Source organism: Achromobacter sp. (assembly GCF_050285585.1).
Classification (GTDB): Bacteria; Pseudomonadota; Gammaproteobacteria; order Burkholderiales; family Burkholderiaceae_B; genus Achromobacter.
In genome coordinates this window covers 242176-258448 of sequence record NZ_JBLZXF010000006.1, presented here as the reverse complement: position 1 = coordinate 258448, position 16273 = coordinate 242176, and the positions used below count along the sequence as shown (strand labels likewise).

Genomic DNA, 16273 nt, shown 5'->3' with positions numbered 1-16273 from the left:
GCTTGACCTCATCAGCCTACGACGTTGACCAGTTTGCCCGGAACCACGATGACGCGCTTGGGCGGACGGCCTTCCAGGAAGCGGGTGACCTCTTCTTGCGCGGCCGCGAGCTTTTCGATGTCTTCCTTGGCGGCCTTGGCGGCCACGCGGATCGAGCCGCGCAGCTTGCCGTTGACCTGGAGCATCAGTTCGATCTCGTCGGCGACCAGCGCCGCCTCGTCCACGTGCGGCCAGGGCGCGTCCAGCAGGTCGCCCAGTTCTTGCGCGTAGCCGAGATCGCTCCAGAGGTGCCAGGTGATGTGCGGCACGACCGGGTACAGCACGCGCAGCAGCACGCCCAGGGTCTCGGCATAGGCGGCGTCCGCGGGCGCGCCTTCGGGCAGCTTGGCGTCGTCGATGGCGTTCAGCATCTTCATGCAGGCGGACACGACGGTGTTGTACTGGATGCGCTGGTAGTCGTAGTCGGCCTGCTTGAGCAGCGAGTAGACCTCGCGGCGCAGATCCTTCACGGCGGCCGGAGCCTGCGTCCAGTCGGCGCCATGGGCCAGGCCGCGGGCGACGGCGTCGCGCTTGGCGTAGCTGATCGACCAGAGGCGGCGCAGGAAGCGGTTGGAGCCTTCCACGCCGGAGTCCGACCATTCGAGGGTCTGCTCGGGCGGGCTGGCGAACATGACGAACAGGCGTGCGGTGTCGGCGCCCAGGGTGTCGATCAGGGACTGCGGGTCGACGCCGTTGTTCTTGGACTTGGACATCGTGCCCACGCCGCCGTAATGGATGGCGGAGCCGTCGGACTTCAGCTTGGCGCCGACGATGGCGCCGCGGTCGTCATAGACGTTTTCGACGTCTTCCGGCCAGAAGTATTCGATGCCGCCCTGGGGCGTCTTGCGCGAATAGATGTGGTTCAGCACCATGCCCTGGCACAGCAGCTTGGTGAAGGGCTCGTCGAAGTTGAGCAGGCCCATGTCGCGCATGACCTTGGTCCAGAAGCGGGCGTACAGCAAGTGCAGCACGGCGTGCTCGATGCCGCCGATGTACTGGTCCATCGGCATCCAGTAGTCATTGCGCGCGTCGACCATGGCGTTGTCGTTGCCCGGCGAGGTGTAGCGCATGAAATACCAGGACGAGTCCACGAACGTGTCCATCGTGTCCGTCTCGCGGCGCGCGGGCTTGCCGCACTTGGGGCAGGCGCAGGACAGGAAGGCCTCGTTCTTGGCCAGCGGGTTGCCGCTGCCGTCGGGGATGAGATCGTCCGGCAGGACCACCGGCAGGTCTTTCTCGGGCACGGGGACCGGGCCGCAATCCGCGCAGTGGATGATGGGGATCGGGGTGCCCCAGTAGCGCTGGCGCGAAATGCCCCAGTCGCGCAGGCGCCAGGTGGTCTGCTTTTCGCCCAGGCCCTTTTCGCCCAGGTCGGCCGCGATGGCGTCCACGGCTTCCTTGTAGGACAGGCCGTCGTACTTGCCGGAATTGATGGTGCGGCCCGACTGCTTGTCGCCGTACCATTCCTGCCAGGCGTCGGTGGAGTAGTCCTTGCCGGCCACGTCCACGACCTGCACGATGGGCAGGTTGTATTTCTTGGCGAAGGCGAAGTCGCGCTCGTCGTGCGACGGCACGCCCATGACGGCGCCGTCGCCGTAGGTCATGAGCACGTAGTTGCCGACCCAGACCTCGACCTGCGCGCCCGTGATGGGATGCGTGACGAACAGGCCCGTGGGCATGCCTTCTTTTTCGCGCGTGGCCATTTCGGCCTCGGTGGTGCCGCCGAGCTTGCATTGTTCGATGAACGCGGCCAGCGGGGCATTGCCGGCCGCGGCGTGCGTGGCCAGCGGGTGCTCCGGCGCCACGGCGCAGAACGTCACGCCCATGATCGTGTCGGCGCGGGTGGTGAAGACGTACAGCTTGCCGTCCTGGATCAACTGGCCGTCCTGGCCGGCGATCTGGTGCGGGAAGGCAAAGCGCAGGCCTTCGGACTTGCCGATCCAGTTTTCCTGCATCAGGCGCACGCGCTCGGGCCAGCCGGGCAGGTCGTTCTGGACGGCGCCCAGCAGTTCGTCGGCGTAGTCGGTGATGCGCAGGTAGTAACCGGGGATTTCGCGCTTTTCAACGAGCGCGCCCGAACGCCAGCCGCGGCCGTCGATGACCTGTTCGTTGGCCAGCACGGTCTGGTCGACCGGATCCCAGTTGACGACCTGGGTCTTGCGGTAAGCCACGCCCTTTTCGAGCATCTTCAGGAACAGCCACTGGTTCCACTTGTAGTACTGCGGATCGCAGGCGCACATTTCGCGCGTCCAGTCGATCGCCAGACCCATCGCCTTCATCTGCTTCTTCATGTAGGCGATGTTGTCGTAGGTCCACTTGGCGGGCGGCACCTTGGACTTGATGGCGGCGTTTTCCGCCGGCATGCCGAAGGCGTCCCAGCCCATGGGCATCAGGACGTTGTAGCCACGCATGCGCAACTGGCGGGCCATCATGTCGTTGATGGTGTAGTTGCGCACGTGGCCCATGTGCAGCTTGCCGCTGGGGTAGGGCAGCATCGAGCAGGCGTAGAACTTCGGCTTTTCGGAGCCGTCGGCGTTCTTGGCGTGTTCGTGGACCAGATAGACGTCGCGGGCCTGCCAGTCTTGGTGGGCGGCCGCTTCGACGATATTGGGGAGGTAACGTTCCTGCATGGGCTCGTGCACGGTGGCAAAAAAGGGTGAGCCGCCCGGCCGCGCCGGGCGCGGGGGCGGCCTGGCTCGGTGGCGGTCAAAACCCCTGATTATAGGAGGTGCTAGGCGTGGGCTGGGGCCGAGGCCGTTTCCGGGATGCGCGCGCTTGGCGAGAGGGTGCCGTAAAGCAGCGTAATCCCTCCGAGAACGGCGCCTGCCGTGACCACGCCGGGCCAGCCAAAATGGGCGTACAGCCAGGACGATACCAGCGAACCGGACGCCCCGCCGATGAAATAGCTGGTCATGTAACCGGCCGTCAGCCGGCTGCGCGCCTCCGGGCGCAGCCGGTAGAGCGCGCTGCTATTCGTGACGTGCACTCCCTGGATCGCCAGATCCTGCACCAGGATGCCCGCCAGCAGGGCGAGCACGGACGCCTGCCCGAACGCCATCAGCCCCCAGGAACCCAGCAGCAGGAGCAGGCCGGCGCGGGTGGCCAGGTTGCCCAGGCCGCGGTCGGCCAGGCGGCCGAACCGGTTGGCGGCGTAGGCGCCGGCCGCGCCGGCCAGCCCGAACAGTCCGATCGTGGTGTTGCTGTATTGGTAGGGAGGGCTTGCCAGGAGGAAGGTCAGCGGCGTCCACAGCATGCTGAAGGCGGCGAAAAGCAGGCCGCCCAGCAGCGAGCGGGCGCGGAACAGCGGCTCTTCGACGAACATTTTCAGGATGGAGGCCAGCAGGCGCGGGTAGCTCAGGCCCGCGGGGCTCTTGTAGCGCGGCAGCAGGCGCCACAGGGCGGCGGACATGGCCAGCATCAGGATGGCCGCCACCCAGTACACCGTGCGCCAGCTGCCCACGTCGGCCAGCGCGCCCGCGATGGTGCGCGCCAGCAAGATGCCCAGCAGCAGCCCGCTCATGACCGTGCCCACCGCCTTGCCCCGTTCGTGCGGGGCGGCCAGCGTGGCGGCGAACGGCACCAGGATCTGGGCCACGACGGACAGCATGCCGGTCAGCGCGGTGCCCACGATCAGGACGGCGATATTGGGAGCGGAGGCGGAAACGAGCAGGCTGACCGACGACAAGAGGTTCATCAGCACGATAAGGCTGCGGCGTTCGAACATGTCGCCCAGCGGCACCAGCAGCATCAGGCCTGCCGCATAGCTCAGCTGCGCCGTGGTGACGATGGAGCCGGCCGCGGCGGTGGACAGCGAGAATTGCTCGCCGATGGTGTGCAGCAGCGGCTGCGCATAGTAATTGCTGGCGACGGCCAGGCCGGTGGCGACGGACATCAGCAGGATGATCGGCGCGGTGAGCGCCGGCGGCTGGGGAGAACGGGAAGCGGAAGTCATGGGTTTCGGGCGGGGGAATAGCGGGTTGCGCCGGGGCGGAGGGCTCAGGTGTCGATGCCGCCAGGCGTATCCTGGTCCAGCCTGACCAGCATCTTCTTCAGAAGGCCGGCCAGTTGCTTGCGTTCGCTGGCCGATAGCGGTTCCAGCAATTCATTCAGATCGTTCAGGTAGTCCTTCAGCACCGCCTTCACGACCCGCAGGCCCTCGGCGGTGAGCGACACGATGACGCCACGCCGGTCGTCCGGGTTGGGGCTGCGCATGAGCAGCCCCGCCTGCTCCAGCCGGTCGAGCCGGTTGGTCATTGCGCCGGAGGTCAGCAGCAAGGCCGCGACCAGCTTCTGCGGGTTGAGGGCGTAGGGCGGACCGCTGCGGTACAGCGTGGCCAGCACGTCGAATTCGCCCTGGTGCAGGGTGTGGTTGCGAAAACTGCGGTTGACGTTGCGCGTGGCCAGGGCGTTCAGGCGGAATACGCGGGTGATGACGGCCATGGGAGAGAAGTCCTGGCTGGGACATTCCGCGGTCCATTGCGAGATCACCAGGTCGACGAGATCGTTGGCGGGGGCCATTTATTTCCAGGTAAAGTATCTTTACGTGAAGATAAATTCTACCAGCGCTATCCCGGCGCGCGCAATGCGCGCGGCAAAAAAGAAGGGCCCGCCTCTTGCGAGGCGGGCCCTTCCGGCTTGACCGGATACGCGCGCGGAATTACTGTGCGGCGTCCTTCAGCTTCTTGAGCGGGCGAACCTTCACCTTGACCGAAGCCGGCTTGGCGGGGAACCAGCGCTCTTCACCCGTGAACGGATCCTTGCCGAAGCGCTTGGCCTTGGCGGGAACCTTCTGCACGGAGACCTTGAACAGGCCGGGCAGCGTGAATTCGCCGGCGCCCTTCTTGTCCACGGAACCCAGAACCGAGGTTTCCAGGCTGGCCAGGACGGCCTTGACGGCCTTGGCTTCAACGCCGGATTGCTCAACGATGTAGGCGATGAGCTGGGTCTTGTTCAGAGCAGCCTTGATGGCCTTGGGGGCAGCAGCGACCTTCTTGGCGGCGACGACCTTCTTGGCCGCGGGCTTCACAGCGGGCTTCGCAGCGGTTTTGGTGGCGGGAGCCTTCTTAGCGGGTGCCTTGACGGCGGGCTTGGTGACTTTCTTGGCAGGAGCTTTTGCTTTCGTGGCCATGGTCAAAATCCGTATGTTGAGGACATGGAGCGGCGCGTGCCGGTTATCGGCATTTAACGCCACGCGCCCGATGATAGCGGAAGAGTGGCGGTAAATGCGGCTTTCCAGCGGGTTTTCAGCCGTTGTTTGTTGTTTTCAACGCAGAAAGTGCCTTGTACAAGGGGTTCAGCAAGATGTCGTGACATTCATCGCGCTTTCTTGCATGGGCGCGGCGGCGAGTGAACCAAGCGCGCCGCGCGTGTTCCAATTGCGGGCGGCGCGGGAGGCCGCCATACGGCCGGATGCCTGCCTGAAGGCGTTTTTGGCGCGTTTCCCGCGCAATGAAAACAACGCATGGAAAGTGAAGCAGCTATATGTTTATGAAGAAGTTGGCGGCGAGCCTGATCGTCGCGGCCGCGTGTGTTTCGGGGGCGGCGGCGCAATCCATGCCTGCGCCGGTGCTGTCGGCGAAGGCATGGCTCCTGCTGGACGAGACCAGCGGGCAGGTCATCGCCTCGCACGCGGCGACGGACCGGATAGAGCCCGCGTCCCTGACCAAGATCATGACCGCCTATGTCGTGTTCGAGGCCCTGAGCAAGAAAGAACTGTCGGCCGCGCAGCTCGTGACCGTCTCGACCCGCGCCTGGAAAGTGCCCGCCGGCAGCTCGAAGATGTTCCTGGAGCCCGGCTCGAAGGTGTCGGTGGACGATCTGCTGCGGGGCCTGATGATCCAGTCCGGCAACGACGCGGCCATCGCCCTGGCCGAGGCCGTGTCGGGCAGCGTCGAGGCCTTCGTGGCGCGGATGAACGCCACCGCCGCGCAGCTCGGCCTGCACGCCACGCATTTCGCCAGCCCGCACGGGCTGCCGGACCCGGGCACGTATTCCACCGCGAGCGATCTGTCCGTGCTGGCCGCGCGTTTCATCCGCGACTACCCCCAGCTTTACCAGCGCTACGATTCCGCGAAGCAATTCACCTATAACAAGATCACGCAGCCGAACCGCAACCGGCTCCTGTGGCTGGATCCCAGCGTCGACGGCCTGAAAACGGGGCATACCGAGGCTGCCGGCTATTGCATCGTGGCCAGCGCGAAGCGGCCCAACGGCAAGGACGAGCGCCGGTTGATCACGGTGGTTGTCGGAACGGCCTCGGACAAGCTGCGTACCCAGGAGAGCCGCGAGTTGCTGGAGTGGGGCTTTCAGGGGTTCAATACCATCAAGCTCTACGCGCGGGGCGAGGCAGTGGCAACCCCCGAGGTCTGGAAAGGCGAAAGCGACAGCCTGAAGGCGGGATTCGAGCGCGACGCCTACGTGACGGTGCCCGCCGGCGCCAAGGTCGAGCGGATCTGGGCTCCGCAGGACCCGCTGGTGGCGCCGATCGCGGCCCAGGCCACGGTGGGCGAGATGCGCGTGCTGGTGGACGGCAAGCCCGCCATGCAGTTCCCGGTCGTGGCGCTGCAGCCTGTGGCCGAGGCGGGGTTCGCGGGGCGAGCGTGGGATTCCATCCGCTTGTGGTGGCGCGGCCACGCGGGATAACGGAGGTGTGCGATGGCGGTGAGTTTTCCTGGAGGTCCCGCGCCGGCGCCGGCAGCGGACGATCCGCTGGCCCTGCTGTCGGCCTGCCACGGGCGCATCGCCCGCCAATGCGCCACGCTCGGGCGGCTGGCCGCGCACCTGCCGGCGCACGGCAGCGACGCCGCGGCCCAGACCGCCGCGGCCAGCGTCCTGCGGTATTTCGATACCGCGGCCGTCCATCATCACGAGGACGAGGAAGAGGACCTGTTCCCGGCCCTGATCGATTCCATGGCCGGGTCCGACGCCGTCTGCCTGCACGCGCTGGTGGACGGGCTGGTCGCCGAGCACCGGCAATTGGCCCGGCGCTGGGAACCGCTGCGCCGCGCGCTTGCCGAGATAGCCCTGGGCCGGACCGCCGAGCTGCCCGCCCATGAAATCAAGGAATTCACCGACGCTTACGCCGCGCACATCCAGCGCGAAGAGGATGAATTGCTGCCCATGGCGGCCAGGCTGATCCCTGACGACGCGCTGGCCGCCATCGGGCAGGCCATGAAGTCGCGGCGCGGGGGCGAGGCGGGCTGAGGTCGCGGCGCCTGCCCGATTGGCGCTACGATGCGCGTAGCCGGCGCGCGCCGCGCCGGGTTTGCGCAACCTGTCCGCCATGAACCGCAACGCCCGTTTCCGCCAGAAATTGCAGGCTTCCGTCCTGATGCACGCCATGTCGGCGCATAACCCCCTGTCCGCCAGGCTGGCGGCCGAGGCCGGGTTCGACGCGATATGGGGCAGCGGCTTCGAGCTCTCGGCGAGCCATGCGGTGCCCGACGCCAATATCCTGTCTTTCGGGCAGCACCTGGATATGATGCGGGCGATCGCGGCCGCGGTGGACGCGCCCGTCATCGCCGATATCGACACGGGCTTCGGCAATGCGGTCAACGTGTCTTACATCGTGCCGCAATACGAGGCGGCCGGCTGTTCCGCCGTCGTGATGGAGGACAAGACCTTTCCCAAGGACACCAGCCTGCGCGCGGCCGGCCGCCAGGAGCTGGTGCGGGTCGAGGAGTTCCAGGGCAAGGTCGAAGCCGCCTGCGCCGCGCGCCGCGATCCGGATTTCTGCGTGATCGCCCGGACCGAGGCCCTGATCGCCGGGATGGGCGAGAGCGAGGCGCTGGCCCGGGCCGCGGCCTACGAGGCTGCCGGCGCCGACGCGATCCTGATCCATTCCAAGCAGAGCACGCCGGACGAGATCCTGTCGTTCGCGGCGGCGTGGCGGGGCGGTGTTCCCTTGGTGCTGGTGCCGACCGCGTATCCGCAACTGCGCGAGTCCGACATCCAGGCGCTGGGCAATGTGGGCCTGGTGATCTACGGCAACCATGCCATCCGCGCGGCCGTAGGGGCCATGCGCGACGTCTTCGCCCGCATCCGGCGCGATGGCGGCATCCACGAGGTGGACGCCAGCCTGCCGACGGTCAAGGAAATCATCGCCCTGCAAGGAGATGCGGGCATGCGGGAGCTGGAGCGCCGCTACCTGAAGTAGGCGGGCGCGTTGCGCGCTCCGGGGCGAGCGATTACGCTAGACGACCTTGCTCGCGCCCGAGGGGGCGGCGGCAGGGCCGATTCAAGAGCAGACGCCTGGGGACTGGAAGGGATGATGCAAGGGGGGATGAACGTTGCGGGCCGGCTGTTCGGGCCGTGGGTCAACGAGGTCAGCGCGCGTACCTTGCGCGCCGATCTGGCAGCGGGCCTGCTGGGAGCCTTGCTGGTGCTGCCGCAAGGCGTCGCGTTTGCGATGCTGGCGGGCCTGCCGCCCGAGTACGGCCTGTATTCCGCCATCGTTCCCTGTATCGTCGCGGCGCTGTTCGGCTCCAGCCGGCACGTCATGTCCGGCCCCACCAATGCCAATTCGCTGGCGCTCTATGCCGTGCTCACGCCCCTGGCCGCCGCCGGCAGCCCGGGATACATACAGCTGGCGCTGGCGGTGACGGTGTTGGTCGGATTGATGCAATGGCTGGTGGGTGCCCTGAGGCTGGGGTCGCTGGCGCATTTCATCTCGCCGTCGGCCCTGTTCGGTTTCACCAGCGGCGCGGCCCTGCTGATCGCCGTGCATGCCCTGAAGGACGCGCTGGGCCTGCCCGCGCCCGACTCTCACGGCGCGGGCGCCTTGCTGGCAAGCCTGGGCGCGAATATGGGGCGGACGCATTGGGGCGCGCTGCTCGTGACGCTGGCGACCCTGGCGGTGGCCATGCTGGTGCGCCGGCTGGACAAGCGCAAGCCGTACATGCTGGCCGGGCTGGCGGCGGGCGTGGCGGCGGCCGCGGCGTTCAATGCGCTGACCGACGGCGAGCCGGTATCCGTGCTGGGCGCCATCGCCCGGCCCTGGCCTCCCTTCCATGTGCCCAGCGTCGACTGGCGCGCCTTGCCCGACCTGCTGAGCCTGGCCTTCGCGTTGACCATCGTGGCCCTGGCGCAATCGATTTCCATCGCCAAAGCCGTGGCCACGCGCTCGGGCCAGCGCATCGACGCGAACCGCGAATTCGTGGGACAGGGGCTGTCGAACATCGTGGGCGGCTTCTTTTCCTGTTATCTGTCCTGCGGGTCGCTGAACCGATCGGTTCCCAACTACGAGGCCGGCGCCAAGACGCCGCTGGCCTCCGTGTTCTCGGCATTGCTGCTGATGGTGCTGGTGGCCCTGTCGGCGCCGCTGTTGGCCATGATTCCCCATGCCGCCATTTCGGGGCTGCTGTTGCTGGTCGCCTGGACCCTGCTGGATATTCCGCGCTGGCGGCAACTGATCCGGACGCAGCCCAGCGAGTGCGTCATCGCCGGCGCAACCCTTGCCGCCACCATCACCATCCGGATGGAGGTGGCGATCCTGCTGGGCACGGTGCTTTCGCTGATGGTCTATCTGCACCGCACGTCGCGTCCGGCGATGCGCACCATGGGATTCGATGCGCGGGGGGCGGAGCGCCGTTTCGTGGTGCTCGAGCGCCAGCCGGAGGCCTTGCCGGAATGCCCGCAGTTGAAGCTGCTGCGCATGGAGGGTTCCGTCTACTTCGGCGCCGCGACGCACGTGGCGCAGCGCCTGCACGAGCTGCGGGCGGCGCCCGACGCGCCGCGCCACCTTCTGGTGATGGCCAAGAGCATGAACTTCATCGATCTGGCCGGCGCCCAGGTCTGGGAAGACGAACTGGCCGCAAGGCGCGCAATGGGCGGCGACCTGTATTTCCATCGGCCGCGTCCGGAAGTGCTGGCCATGTGGCGCCGCACCGGCTTCCTGGAGCGCCTGGGCGAGGACCATGTGTTTCCCGACAAGGCGACGGCGCTGCGCACCATCTATGCCAGGCTGGACCGCGGCGTCTGCGCGGGCTGCCAGGCCAGGATCTTTTGGGAATGCCAGCCCGGGGATTCCCGGCAGGCCTGAATCCGTTACGTTGCAGGCCGCGCCCGGGCGTGCCTCAGGCCGAGGGCGCGTCCGTGCCGAGATAGGCGGCCTTGACCCGCTCGTCCGCGGCGATCGCCGCCGGTTCGCCTTCCGCCAGCAGGCCGCCGCGCACCAGCACGGCGATGCGGTCGGCATGCTTGAACACGACGTCCAGGCTGTGCTCCGTGAACAGGACCGCCATGCGCTGCGTATCGGCCAGCTGGCGGGTCAGCCGCATCAGGGCGTGGCGCTCGTTAGTGGCCATGCCGGCCGTGGGTTCGTCCATCAGCAGCAGGCGCGGCCGGTGCGCAAGCGCCATCGCGAGCTCTACCCGCTTGACGTCGCCGTAGGCCAGGGTGCCGCAAGCCTCGGCGGCCTTGTCCGCCATCTGGACCTGGGACAGCAGGCGCATCGCCTCATCGACCGCATGCCGGGCGGCGCGGCGCCAGGGGTTGAAGAGCAGCCGGTCGCGGGACAGCAGCGCCGTTTGCACGTTCTCCCGTACCGTCATGGAGCGGAAGGTCGCCGCCGTCTGGAAGCTGCGGCCCACGCCCAGCCGGCAGATCCTGCCGGCGGACAGGCCCACCAATTCGCGTCCGTCCATCCTTACCGAGCCCGAATCGGGGCGCAACTGGCCTCCCAGCACGTTGAAGCACGTGGATTTGCCGGCGCCGTTAGGTCCGATCAGCGCCAGCATCTGGCCCGCGTCCAGAGTGAAGGACACGCCGGCCAGCGCCTCGATGCCGCCGAACGATTTCCGCAGGTCGCGGACCTGCAGCAGGGGAGCGGGGGGCATCGGATTGCCTTCATGCCGCGCATTCCGGTGTTCGCCGTTGATGCGGCCCGGCGGGCTCATGGGCGCCTCCCGCGCAGGCGCGCCGCGGCGCCCGCAAGGCCTTCGGGGAAAGCCATGACCAGGGCCAGAATGGCCACGCCTAGCACGGCGTGCCAATACTCGGTGCTGCGCGCGGCGGCATCCTGCAGCCAGGTGTAGGACGCCGCGCCCACGAGCGGGCCGGCCAGCGTCTGCAGGCCGCCCAGCAGCACCATGACCAGGCCGTCCACCGACCGGCTCACGGCCAGCACGTCGGGCGCGATGCTGCCCTTGGAAAACGCATAGAGCGAGCCCGCCAGGCCCGCGGCGAAGGAGGCCGCCACGAAACCCGCCCATTGCACGCGGCGGGTGTCCATGCCCAGCGCCTCGGCGCGCAGGGACGAATCGCGCACGCCGCGCAGCGCGTAGCCCAGCGGCGAGAACGCCAGCCGGCGCAGCCACCAGACGCCGGCGGCGCACAGCGCCAAGGTCAGGTAGTAGAACCAGGGGCCGCGCGCCAGCCACGCCGATGGCCACAGGCCGATCAAGCCGTTGCTGCCGCCCGTGACGTCGTCCCATTGATAGGCGAGCGCCCACAGAATCTGCGCCACCGCCAGGGTCAGCATCGCCAGGTATACGCCGGACAGGCGCACGCAGAACCAGCCGAACAGCAGGGCGCCGAACGCGGCGACGAACGGGCCTAGCAGCAGCGCGGCTTCCATCGGTATGGACGCCAGTTTCAGGAGCAGCGCGGCGCCATAGGCGCCCAGGCCGAACCAGGCGGCGTGGCCGAACGACGTCATGCCGGCCAGCCCGGTCAGGAAGTGCAGGCTGGCGGCAAACAGCGCCGCGATCAGGATCTCGATCAACAGGATGCCCAGATAGGGCCATTGGATGGCCGCGACCGGCGCGAGCGCCAGCAGGACCAGCAGCGCGCCGTAGGCAAGCCGCAGGCGCGGGCCCGCGGGAGCAAGGGGGCGTTCGGCCGCGACGGCATGGGACGAGGGGCCGGGCGGCTTGCCCAGCAGGCCCCAGGGCCGCACGACCAGCACCACGGCCATGACCGCGAATTCCGCCAGCAGCGTGAGCTTGGACAGGTTGAAGGCCCACGGGCCGATCTGCACGGGACCCAGGAACACGAACAGGGCCTTGGCCGAGCAGATGAGCAGGGCCGCCAGGAACGCGCCGGGAATGGACCCCAGGCCGCCCACCACGACGACCACGAAGGCGCTGGCGATGATCTCCAGGTCCAGCCCGAGCGTGGCGGGCACGCGCGGGGCGGCCAGGGCGCCGCCCAGTCCGGCGAGGAAGGCTCCCAGCGTAAAGGCCGAGGTGAAGAGCCAGGCCTGGTTCACGCCCAGCGCGGCCAGCATCTGGCGGTTCTCGGCGGCGGCGCGCAACAGCCGTCCCCAGCGGGTGCGCATCAGCAGCAGCCAGAGCAGGCCCAGCACGACGGGGCCGGCGGCGATCAGCAGCAAGTCGTATTCGGGATAGCGGCGGCCGAGGATCCCCACGGCGCCGGACAGACCCGGCGCGCGCGCCGCGAAAAGATCCTCGGGGCCCCAGATCGCCAGCGCGGCGTCGCCGATGATGAGCACCATTGCGAAGGTGGCCAGCAGCTGGAAAAGTTCGGGAGCCTGGTACAGCCGCTTGAGGACCAGCCATTCGATGGCCGCCCCGATGAGTCCCGTCGCCAGCGCGGCCAGAAGCAAGCCCGCCCAGTAGCCCGCGCCGTCGCCGAAATAGCCGGTGAAGGTCCAGGCGAGATAGATTCCCAGCAGGTAGAAAGAGCCGTGCGCGAAGTTCACCACACGGGTCACGCCGAAGATCAGCGACAGGCCGGCGGCCACGAGGAAGAGCGCGCTCGCGTCCGCCAGACCGTTCAACAGCTGCAGCAGCAGTCCGGAAAAGCTCATCAGTGCGCCGGACGCATCTTGCGGACCTGTTCATCGGGCGGCTGCAGGCGGGCGCCGTCGATATAGGAGAAGTCCTTCATGACGCCCTTGCCGTCTTCCACCGCGGTCACGCCCACGTAGACGCCCATGGTGGACTGGTGGTCGATCTTGCGGTACTGGATCTGGCCGTAGGGCGTGTCCACCTTCAGGCCCGCGAATGCGTCGACGAGCTTTTCGGTATCCACCGCGCCGGCCGCCTTCAGGCCTTCGGCGATCGACATGAGCGAGGCGTAGCCGACGACCGAGCCCACCTTCGGGGTTTCGTTGTAGCGCTTCTTGTAAGCCTCGACGAACGCGGAGTTGGCTGGGGTGTCGATGGCGTACCAGGGGTATCCGGTGACGATCCAGCCCGTGGGCGTGTCGGCGCCCAGCGGTTCCAGGTATTCCGGTTCGCCGGAGAGCACCGAGACCACGGCGCGGTTCTCGAACAGACCGCGCGTGTTGCCTTCACGCACGAAGCGCGTCAGGTCGGCGGCGAACAGCACGTTGAAGATCGCGTCGGGCTTGGCGTCGGCCAGCGCCTGCACGACGGCGCCGGCGTCCACCTTGCCCAGCGGCACGGCTTGCTCGGCCACGAATTCCACGTCGGACTGGAAGGACGTCATCATGGCCTTGAATGTCGCTACCGCCGATTGCCCGTACTCATAGTTGGGGTAGACGATGGCCCAGCGCTTCTTGCGCAGGGCCAGCGCCTTGGGGGCCAGCGCCGCGACGTGCATCCAGGTGGAGGGGCGCAGCCGATAGGTGTAGCGGTTGCCGTCCTGCCAGGTGATCTTGTCCGTGAGGGGCTCGGCCGCCAGGAAGAAAACCTGCTGCTGCTTGGCGAAGTCCGTCAGCGCCAGGCCGGTATTGGAGAGAAATCCCCCGAACAGGAGCTCGACTTTTTCGCGGGCCAGCAATTCCTGGGCGGCGCGCACCGAATCGCCGGGGTTGCCGTTGTCGTCGCGGGAAATGACTTCCAGCTTCCTGCCCAGCACGCCGCCCTGGGCGTTGACCTGTTCCAACGCCAGCTGCCAGCCTTTCTTATACGGGCCGAGGAAGGCGGGGATGGCCTTGTAGCTATTGATTTCACCGATGCGGATCGGCGGCTCCTTGTCTTTGGCGGAGGCGGCCGGGGTCAGCGCCAGGGCCAGAAGGGCCGGCGCGAGCGAGCGGCGCAGCAGGGTAAGGCAGGAACGGAGCATGGCTGGTATCGCGTGGAGAGGAATCGGGCGCCTCGGGGCGAGGAGCGGCGGCCCAATTGAAGCATGTGTCTTTGCCGTGCCGCAATAACGCGCTGCCTGTTTTCACTTCCTGCGGCCTGGCTCCCCCGGCATGGCTTCTCTTTGCGCGACGCGCAGGAGCTTCTGGAAATTGGGGCACTGCATGTGGCTGGGCGCGGGGCAATCGGCCACGTGCCGCAGCGTCTCCTTGAGGGCGCTCAATCGGCGGATCTGGTGTTCCAGGGCGTCTGCCCGCTCGTGCAAGAGGGCGCGGGGCAAATTGGGGGTGCCGTCCTTGTCGAACATTTCCCGGATCTCTTCTAGGGAAAAACCCGCTGTTTTCCCCAGGAATACCAGCATGAGCTGGGTCAGCGTTTCCTCTCCGTACTGGCGCCTGAGGCCGTGCCTGGCCCGCGGCTGGATCAGCCCCACTTCTTCGTAGTAGCGCAGCGTGGAGGCAGGCACGCCGCTGCGCTTCGACAGCACGCCGATATCGAGAAGATTCATGCTTGACCTCAAGTCAACTTGAAGTTGCATAGTAGTTGCCGTTACCCGACCCGGCAAGGAGACTCCATGGCAACGCCATTTCCCAGGAAGAAGACACCGCCCGTGCTGGCGGCGCTCGCGGGCGCGACCCTGCTCGCATCGCTGGGCGTCAGCATCGTCACCGTGGCGCTGCCGACCCTGGCGCAGGCTTTCTCCGCATCGGTCCCGTCCGTGCAATGGGTGGTGCTGGCCTATCTCATTTCGATCACCGTCATGATCGTGCTGGCCGGCAAGCTGGGCGACCTCTATGGGCACGGCCGTGTGCTGATGGCCGGCTTGATCGTGTTCGCGGCCGCCTCGCTGTTCTGCGCGGCCGCCCCGACCCTGGGGGCGCTGGTCGCCGGCCGGGCGATCCAGGGCGTGGGCGGCGCGATCCTCATGGCGCAGCCGCTCTCGATGGCGCGGGAGGCGGTCGCCCAGGACCGTATCGGTTCGGCGATGGGCCTGTTCGGCACGATGTCGGCCATCGGCACGGCGCTGGGGCCTTCCCTGGGCGGCGTGTTGATTGCAGCCTGGGGCTGGCGGTCGGCGTTCGTCCTGCTGGCCTGCCTGGGCGCCAGCACCGGCGCGCTTGCCCTGTGGGCGATCCCGGCTCCGGCCCCGCGCCAGCCGGTTCCGGCGCGGTCGCTGGATTGGCCGGGCGCGGTCCTGCTGGTCATGATGCTGGTGTTCTATGCGCTTGCCACGGTCGGAGGCAGGACCGGGATGGCGCTCGATCCGGGCCTGCTGGCGGCGCTGGGCGTGGCGGCGCTCGGACTTTTCATCTTGGTCGAGTCGCGATCGGCGCTGCCCCTGGTGCCCATCGCGTTGCTGCGCGACCGGTTCACGGGCGCCTCGCTGGCGATGAATCTGCTGATGTCCACGGTCATGATGGCGGCGCTGGTGGTCGGGCCGTTCTTCCTGGCGTTCGGCCTCGGCCTGAACGAAGTCCTGACCGGACTGGTCATGGCGGTGGGACCACTGGTGGCCGCCATTTCGGGCATTCCCGCGGGGCGCATGACCGACCGCCTCGGCGCGCCCCGCACGTTGCTGCTGGGCTTGCTGCAGACCGCCGCCGGCCTGGTCTGCCTGGCCGTGCTTCCCCGGTTCCTGGGCGTCGCGGGCTACGTGGCGGCCCTGACGCTGCTTACGCCGGGGTTCCAGCTTTTCCTCGCGGCCAACAATACGGCCGTCATGCTGGGCGCGGCCGAGGCGCAGCGCGGCATGTTGTCGGGATTGCTGGGACTGTCGCGCAATCTGGGCTTCATGACCGGCGCTTCCGCCATGCCCAGCCTGTTCGCCGCCGTCCTGGGCCCGCAGGGGATCGGGGAGGCGACGGCGCAGGACGTCGGCGGGGCATTCACCGCCACCTTCCTGGCCGGAGCCGGGCTCATTGCGTTCGCCATCGTCCTGGCCATCGGCGGACGGCCCGGGCAAAGCTGCCGGCAGGCGCCGTGAGCGGACGAAAAAAGGCCCTGCGGATGCAGGGCCTCTTCGGGACTTCCCGGAATACCGGCCGAATTACTTCAGCTTGGTTTCCTTGTAGTCGACGTGCTTGCGAGCGACGGGATCAAACTTCTTGATCAGCATCTTCTCGGGCATGTTGCGCTTGTTCTTGGTGGTCGTGTAGAAATGACCCGTGCCGGCGGTCGACTCGAGCTTGATCTTTTCGCGGATACCTTTGGCCATGTCGTGCTCC

Annotated in this window: 14 protein-coding genes; 5 read left to right on the top strand and 9 right to left on the bottom strand. The window is 67.7% G+C overall.

Annotated elements, in window-relative coordinates; genetic code table 11:
- Positions 1-11: 11 nt before the first annotated feature.
- The 4 genes from leuS to ACN6PJ_RS11755 all read right to left on the bottom strand — a co-directional run bounded on the left by leuS (position 12) and on the right by ACN6PJ_RS11755 (position 5167).
- A complete protein-coding gene (leuS, locus tag ACN6PJ_RS11770; protein ID WP_427996033.1) occupies positions 12-2669 on the bottom strand; it encodes a leucine--tRNA ligase in 2658 nt (885 codons plus the stop codon).
- A 101-nt stretch (positions 2670-2770) separates the two neighbouring features.
- The gene (locus ACN6PJ_RS11765) at positions 2771-3991 is read right to left on the bottom strand and encodes an MFS transporter (RefSeq protein ID WP_427996032.1); all 1221 of its coding nucleotides are present in this window, start codon (positions 3989-3991) and stop codon (positions 2771-2773) included.
- A 44-nt stretch (positions 3992-4035) separates the two neighbouring features.
- Positions 4036-4557: a MarR family winged helix-turn-helix transcriptional regulator gene (locus ACN6PJ_RS11760; RefSeq protein ID WP_427996031.1), complete on the bottom strand. Its 522-nt coding sequence runs from the start codon at positions 4555-4557 to the stop codon at positions 4036-4038.
- 139 nt (positions 4558-4696) lie between these two features.
- Positions 4697-5167 carry an HU family DNA-binding protein gene (locus ACN6PJ_RS11755; protein ID WP_427996030.1) on the bottom strand — a complete coding sequence of 157 codons (471 nt, stop codon included), beginning with the start codon at positions 5165-5167 and terminating at the stop codon, positions 4697-4699.
- A gap of 353 nt (positions 5168-5520) precedes the next feature.
- Here ACN6PJ_RS11755 and ACN6PJ_RS11750 point away from each other — a divergent pair, with 353 nt between their 5' ends.
- The 4 genes from ACN6PJ_RS11750 to ACN6PJ_RS11735 all read left to right on the top strand — a co-directional run bounded on the left by ACN6PJ_RS11750 (position 5521) and on the right by ACN6PJ_RS11735 (position 10078).
- Entirely contained in the window at positions 5521-6681 is a 1161-nt protein-coding gene (locus ACN6PJ_RS11750) for a D-alanyl-D-alanine carboxypeptidase family protein (protein WP_427996029.1), read from the top strand.
- Between the two features lie 12 nt (positions 6682-6693).
- On the top strand, positions 6694-7242 hold the full coding sequence (locus ACN6PJ_RS11745; RefSeq protein WP_427996028.1) for a hemerythrin domain-containing protein: 549 nt from the start codon (positions 6694-6696) through the stop codon (positions 7240-7242).
- Positions 7243-7321: 79 nt separating this feature from the next.
- Positions 7322-8194 (top strand): phosphonopyruvate hydrolase, encoded by an 873-nt coding sequence (locus ACN6PJ_RS11740; protein ID WP_427996027.1) that lies wholly within the window; start codon positions 7322-7324, stop codon positions 8192-8194.
- A 126-nt stretch (positions 8195-8320) separates the two neighbouring features.
- Positions 8321-10078, top strand: coding sequence for a SulP family inorganic anion transporter (locus tag ACN6PJ_RS11735; protein WP_427996026.1), 1758 nt, complete (start codon positions 8321-8323; stop codon positions 10076-10078).
- A gap of 34 nt (positions 10079-10112) precedes the next feature.
- Here ACN6PJ_RS11735 and ACN6PJ_RS11730 read toward each other — a convergent pair whose 3' ends face one another.
- The 4 genes from ACN6PJ_RS11730 to ACN6PJ_RS11715 all read right to left on the bottom strand — a co-directional run bounded on the left by ACN6PJ_RS11730 (position 10113) and on the right by ACN6PJ_RS11715 (position 14556).
- Positions 10113-10874, bottom strand: a complete 762-nt coding sequence (locus ACN6PJ_RS11730; RefSeq protein ID WP_427996063.1) for an ABC transporter ATP-binding protein — start codon at positions 10872-10874, stop codon at positions 10113-10115.
- 56 nt (positions 10875-10930) lie between these two features.
- A complete protein-coding gene (locus ACN6PJ_RS11725) occupies positions 10931-12808 on the bottom strand; it encodes an ABC transporter permease (protein ID WP_427996025.1) in 1878 nt (625 codons plus the stop codon).
- On the bottom strand, positions 12808-14031 hold the full coding sequence (locus tag ACN6PJ_RS11720; RefSeq protein WP_427996024.1) for an ABC transporter substrate-binding protein: 1224 nt from the start codon (positions 14029-14031) through the stop codon (positions 12808-12810). Before ACN6PJ_RS11720 ends, ACN6PJ_RS11725 begins: the two co-directional genes overlap by 1 nt.
- A gap of 102 nt (positions 14032-14133) precedes the next feature.
- Positions 14134-14556: a helix-turn-helix domain-containing protein gene (locus ACN6PJ_RS11715; protein ID WP_427996023.1), complete on the bottom strand. Its 423-nt coding sequence runs from the start codon at positions 14554-14556 to the stop codon at positions 14134-14136.
- Between the two features lie 66 nt (positions 14557-14622).
- Between ACN6PJ_RS11715 and ACN6PJ_RS11710 the strand changes: the two genes are divergently transcribed.
- Positions 14623-16032, top strand: a complete 1410-nt coding sequence (locus ACN6PJ_RS11710; RefSeq protein WP_427996022.1) for an MFS transporter — start codon at positions 14623-14625, stop codon at positions 16030-16032.
- Between the two features lie 63 nt (positions 16033-16095).
- Here ACN6PJ_RS11710 and rpmG read toward each other — a convergent pair whose 3' ends face one another.
- Entirely contained in the window at positions 16096-16263 is a 168-nt protein-coding gene (gene rpmG, locus ACN6PJ_RS11705) for a 50S ribosomal protein L33 (RefSeq protein ID WP_003810296.1), read from the bottom strand.
- Between the last annotated feature and the right edge of the window lie 10 nt (positions 16264-16273).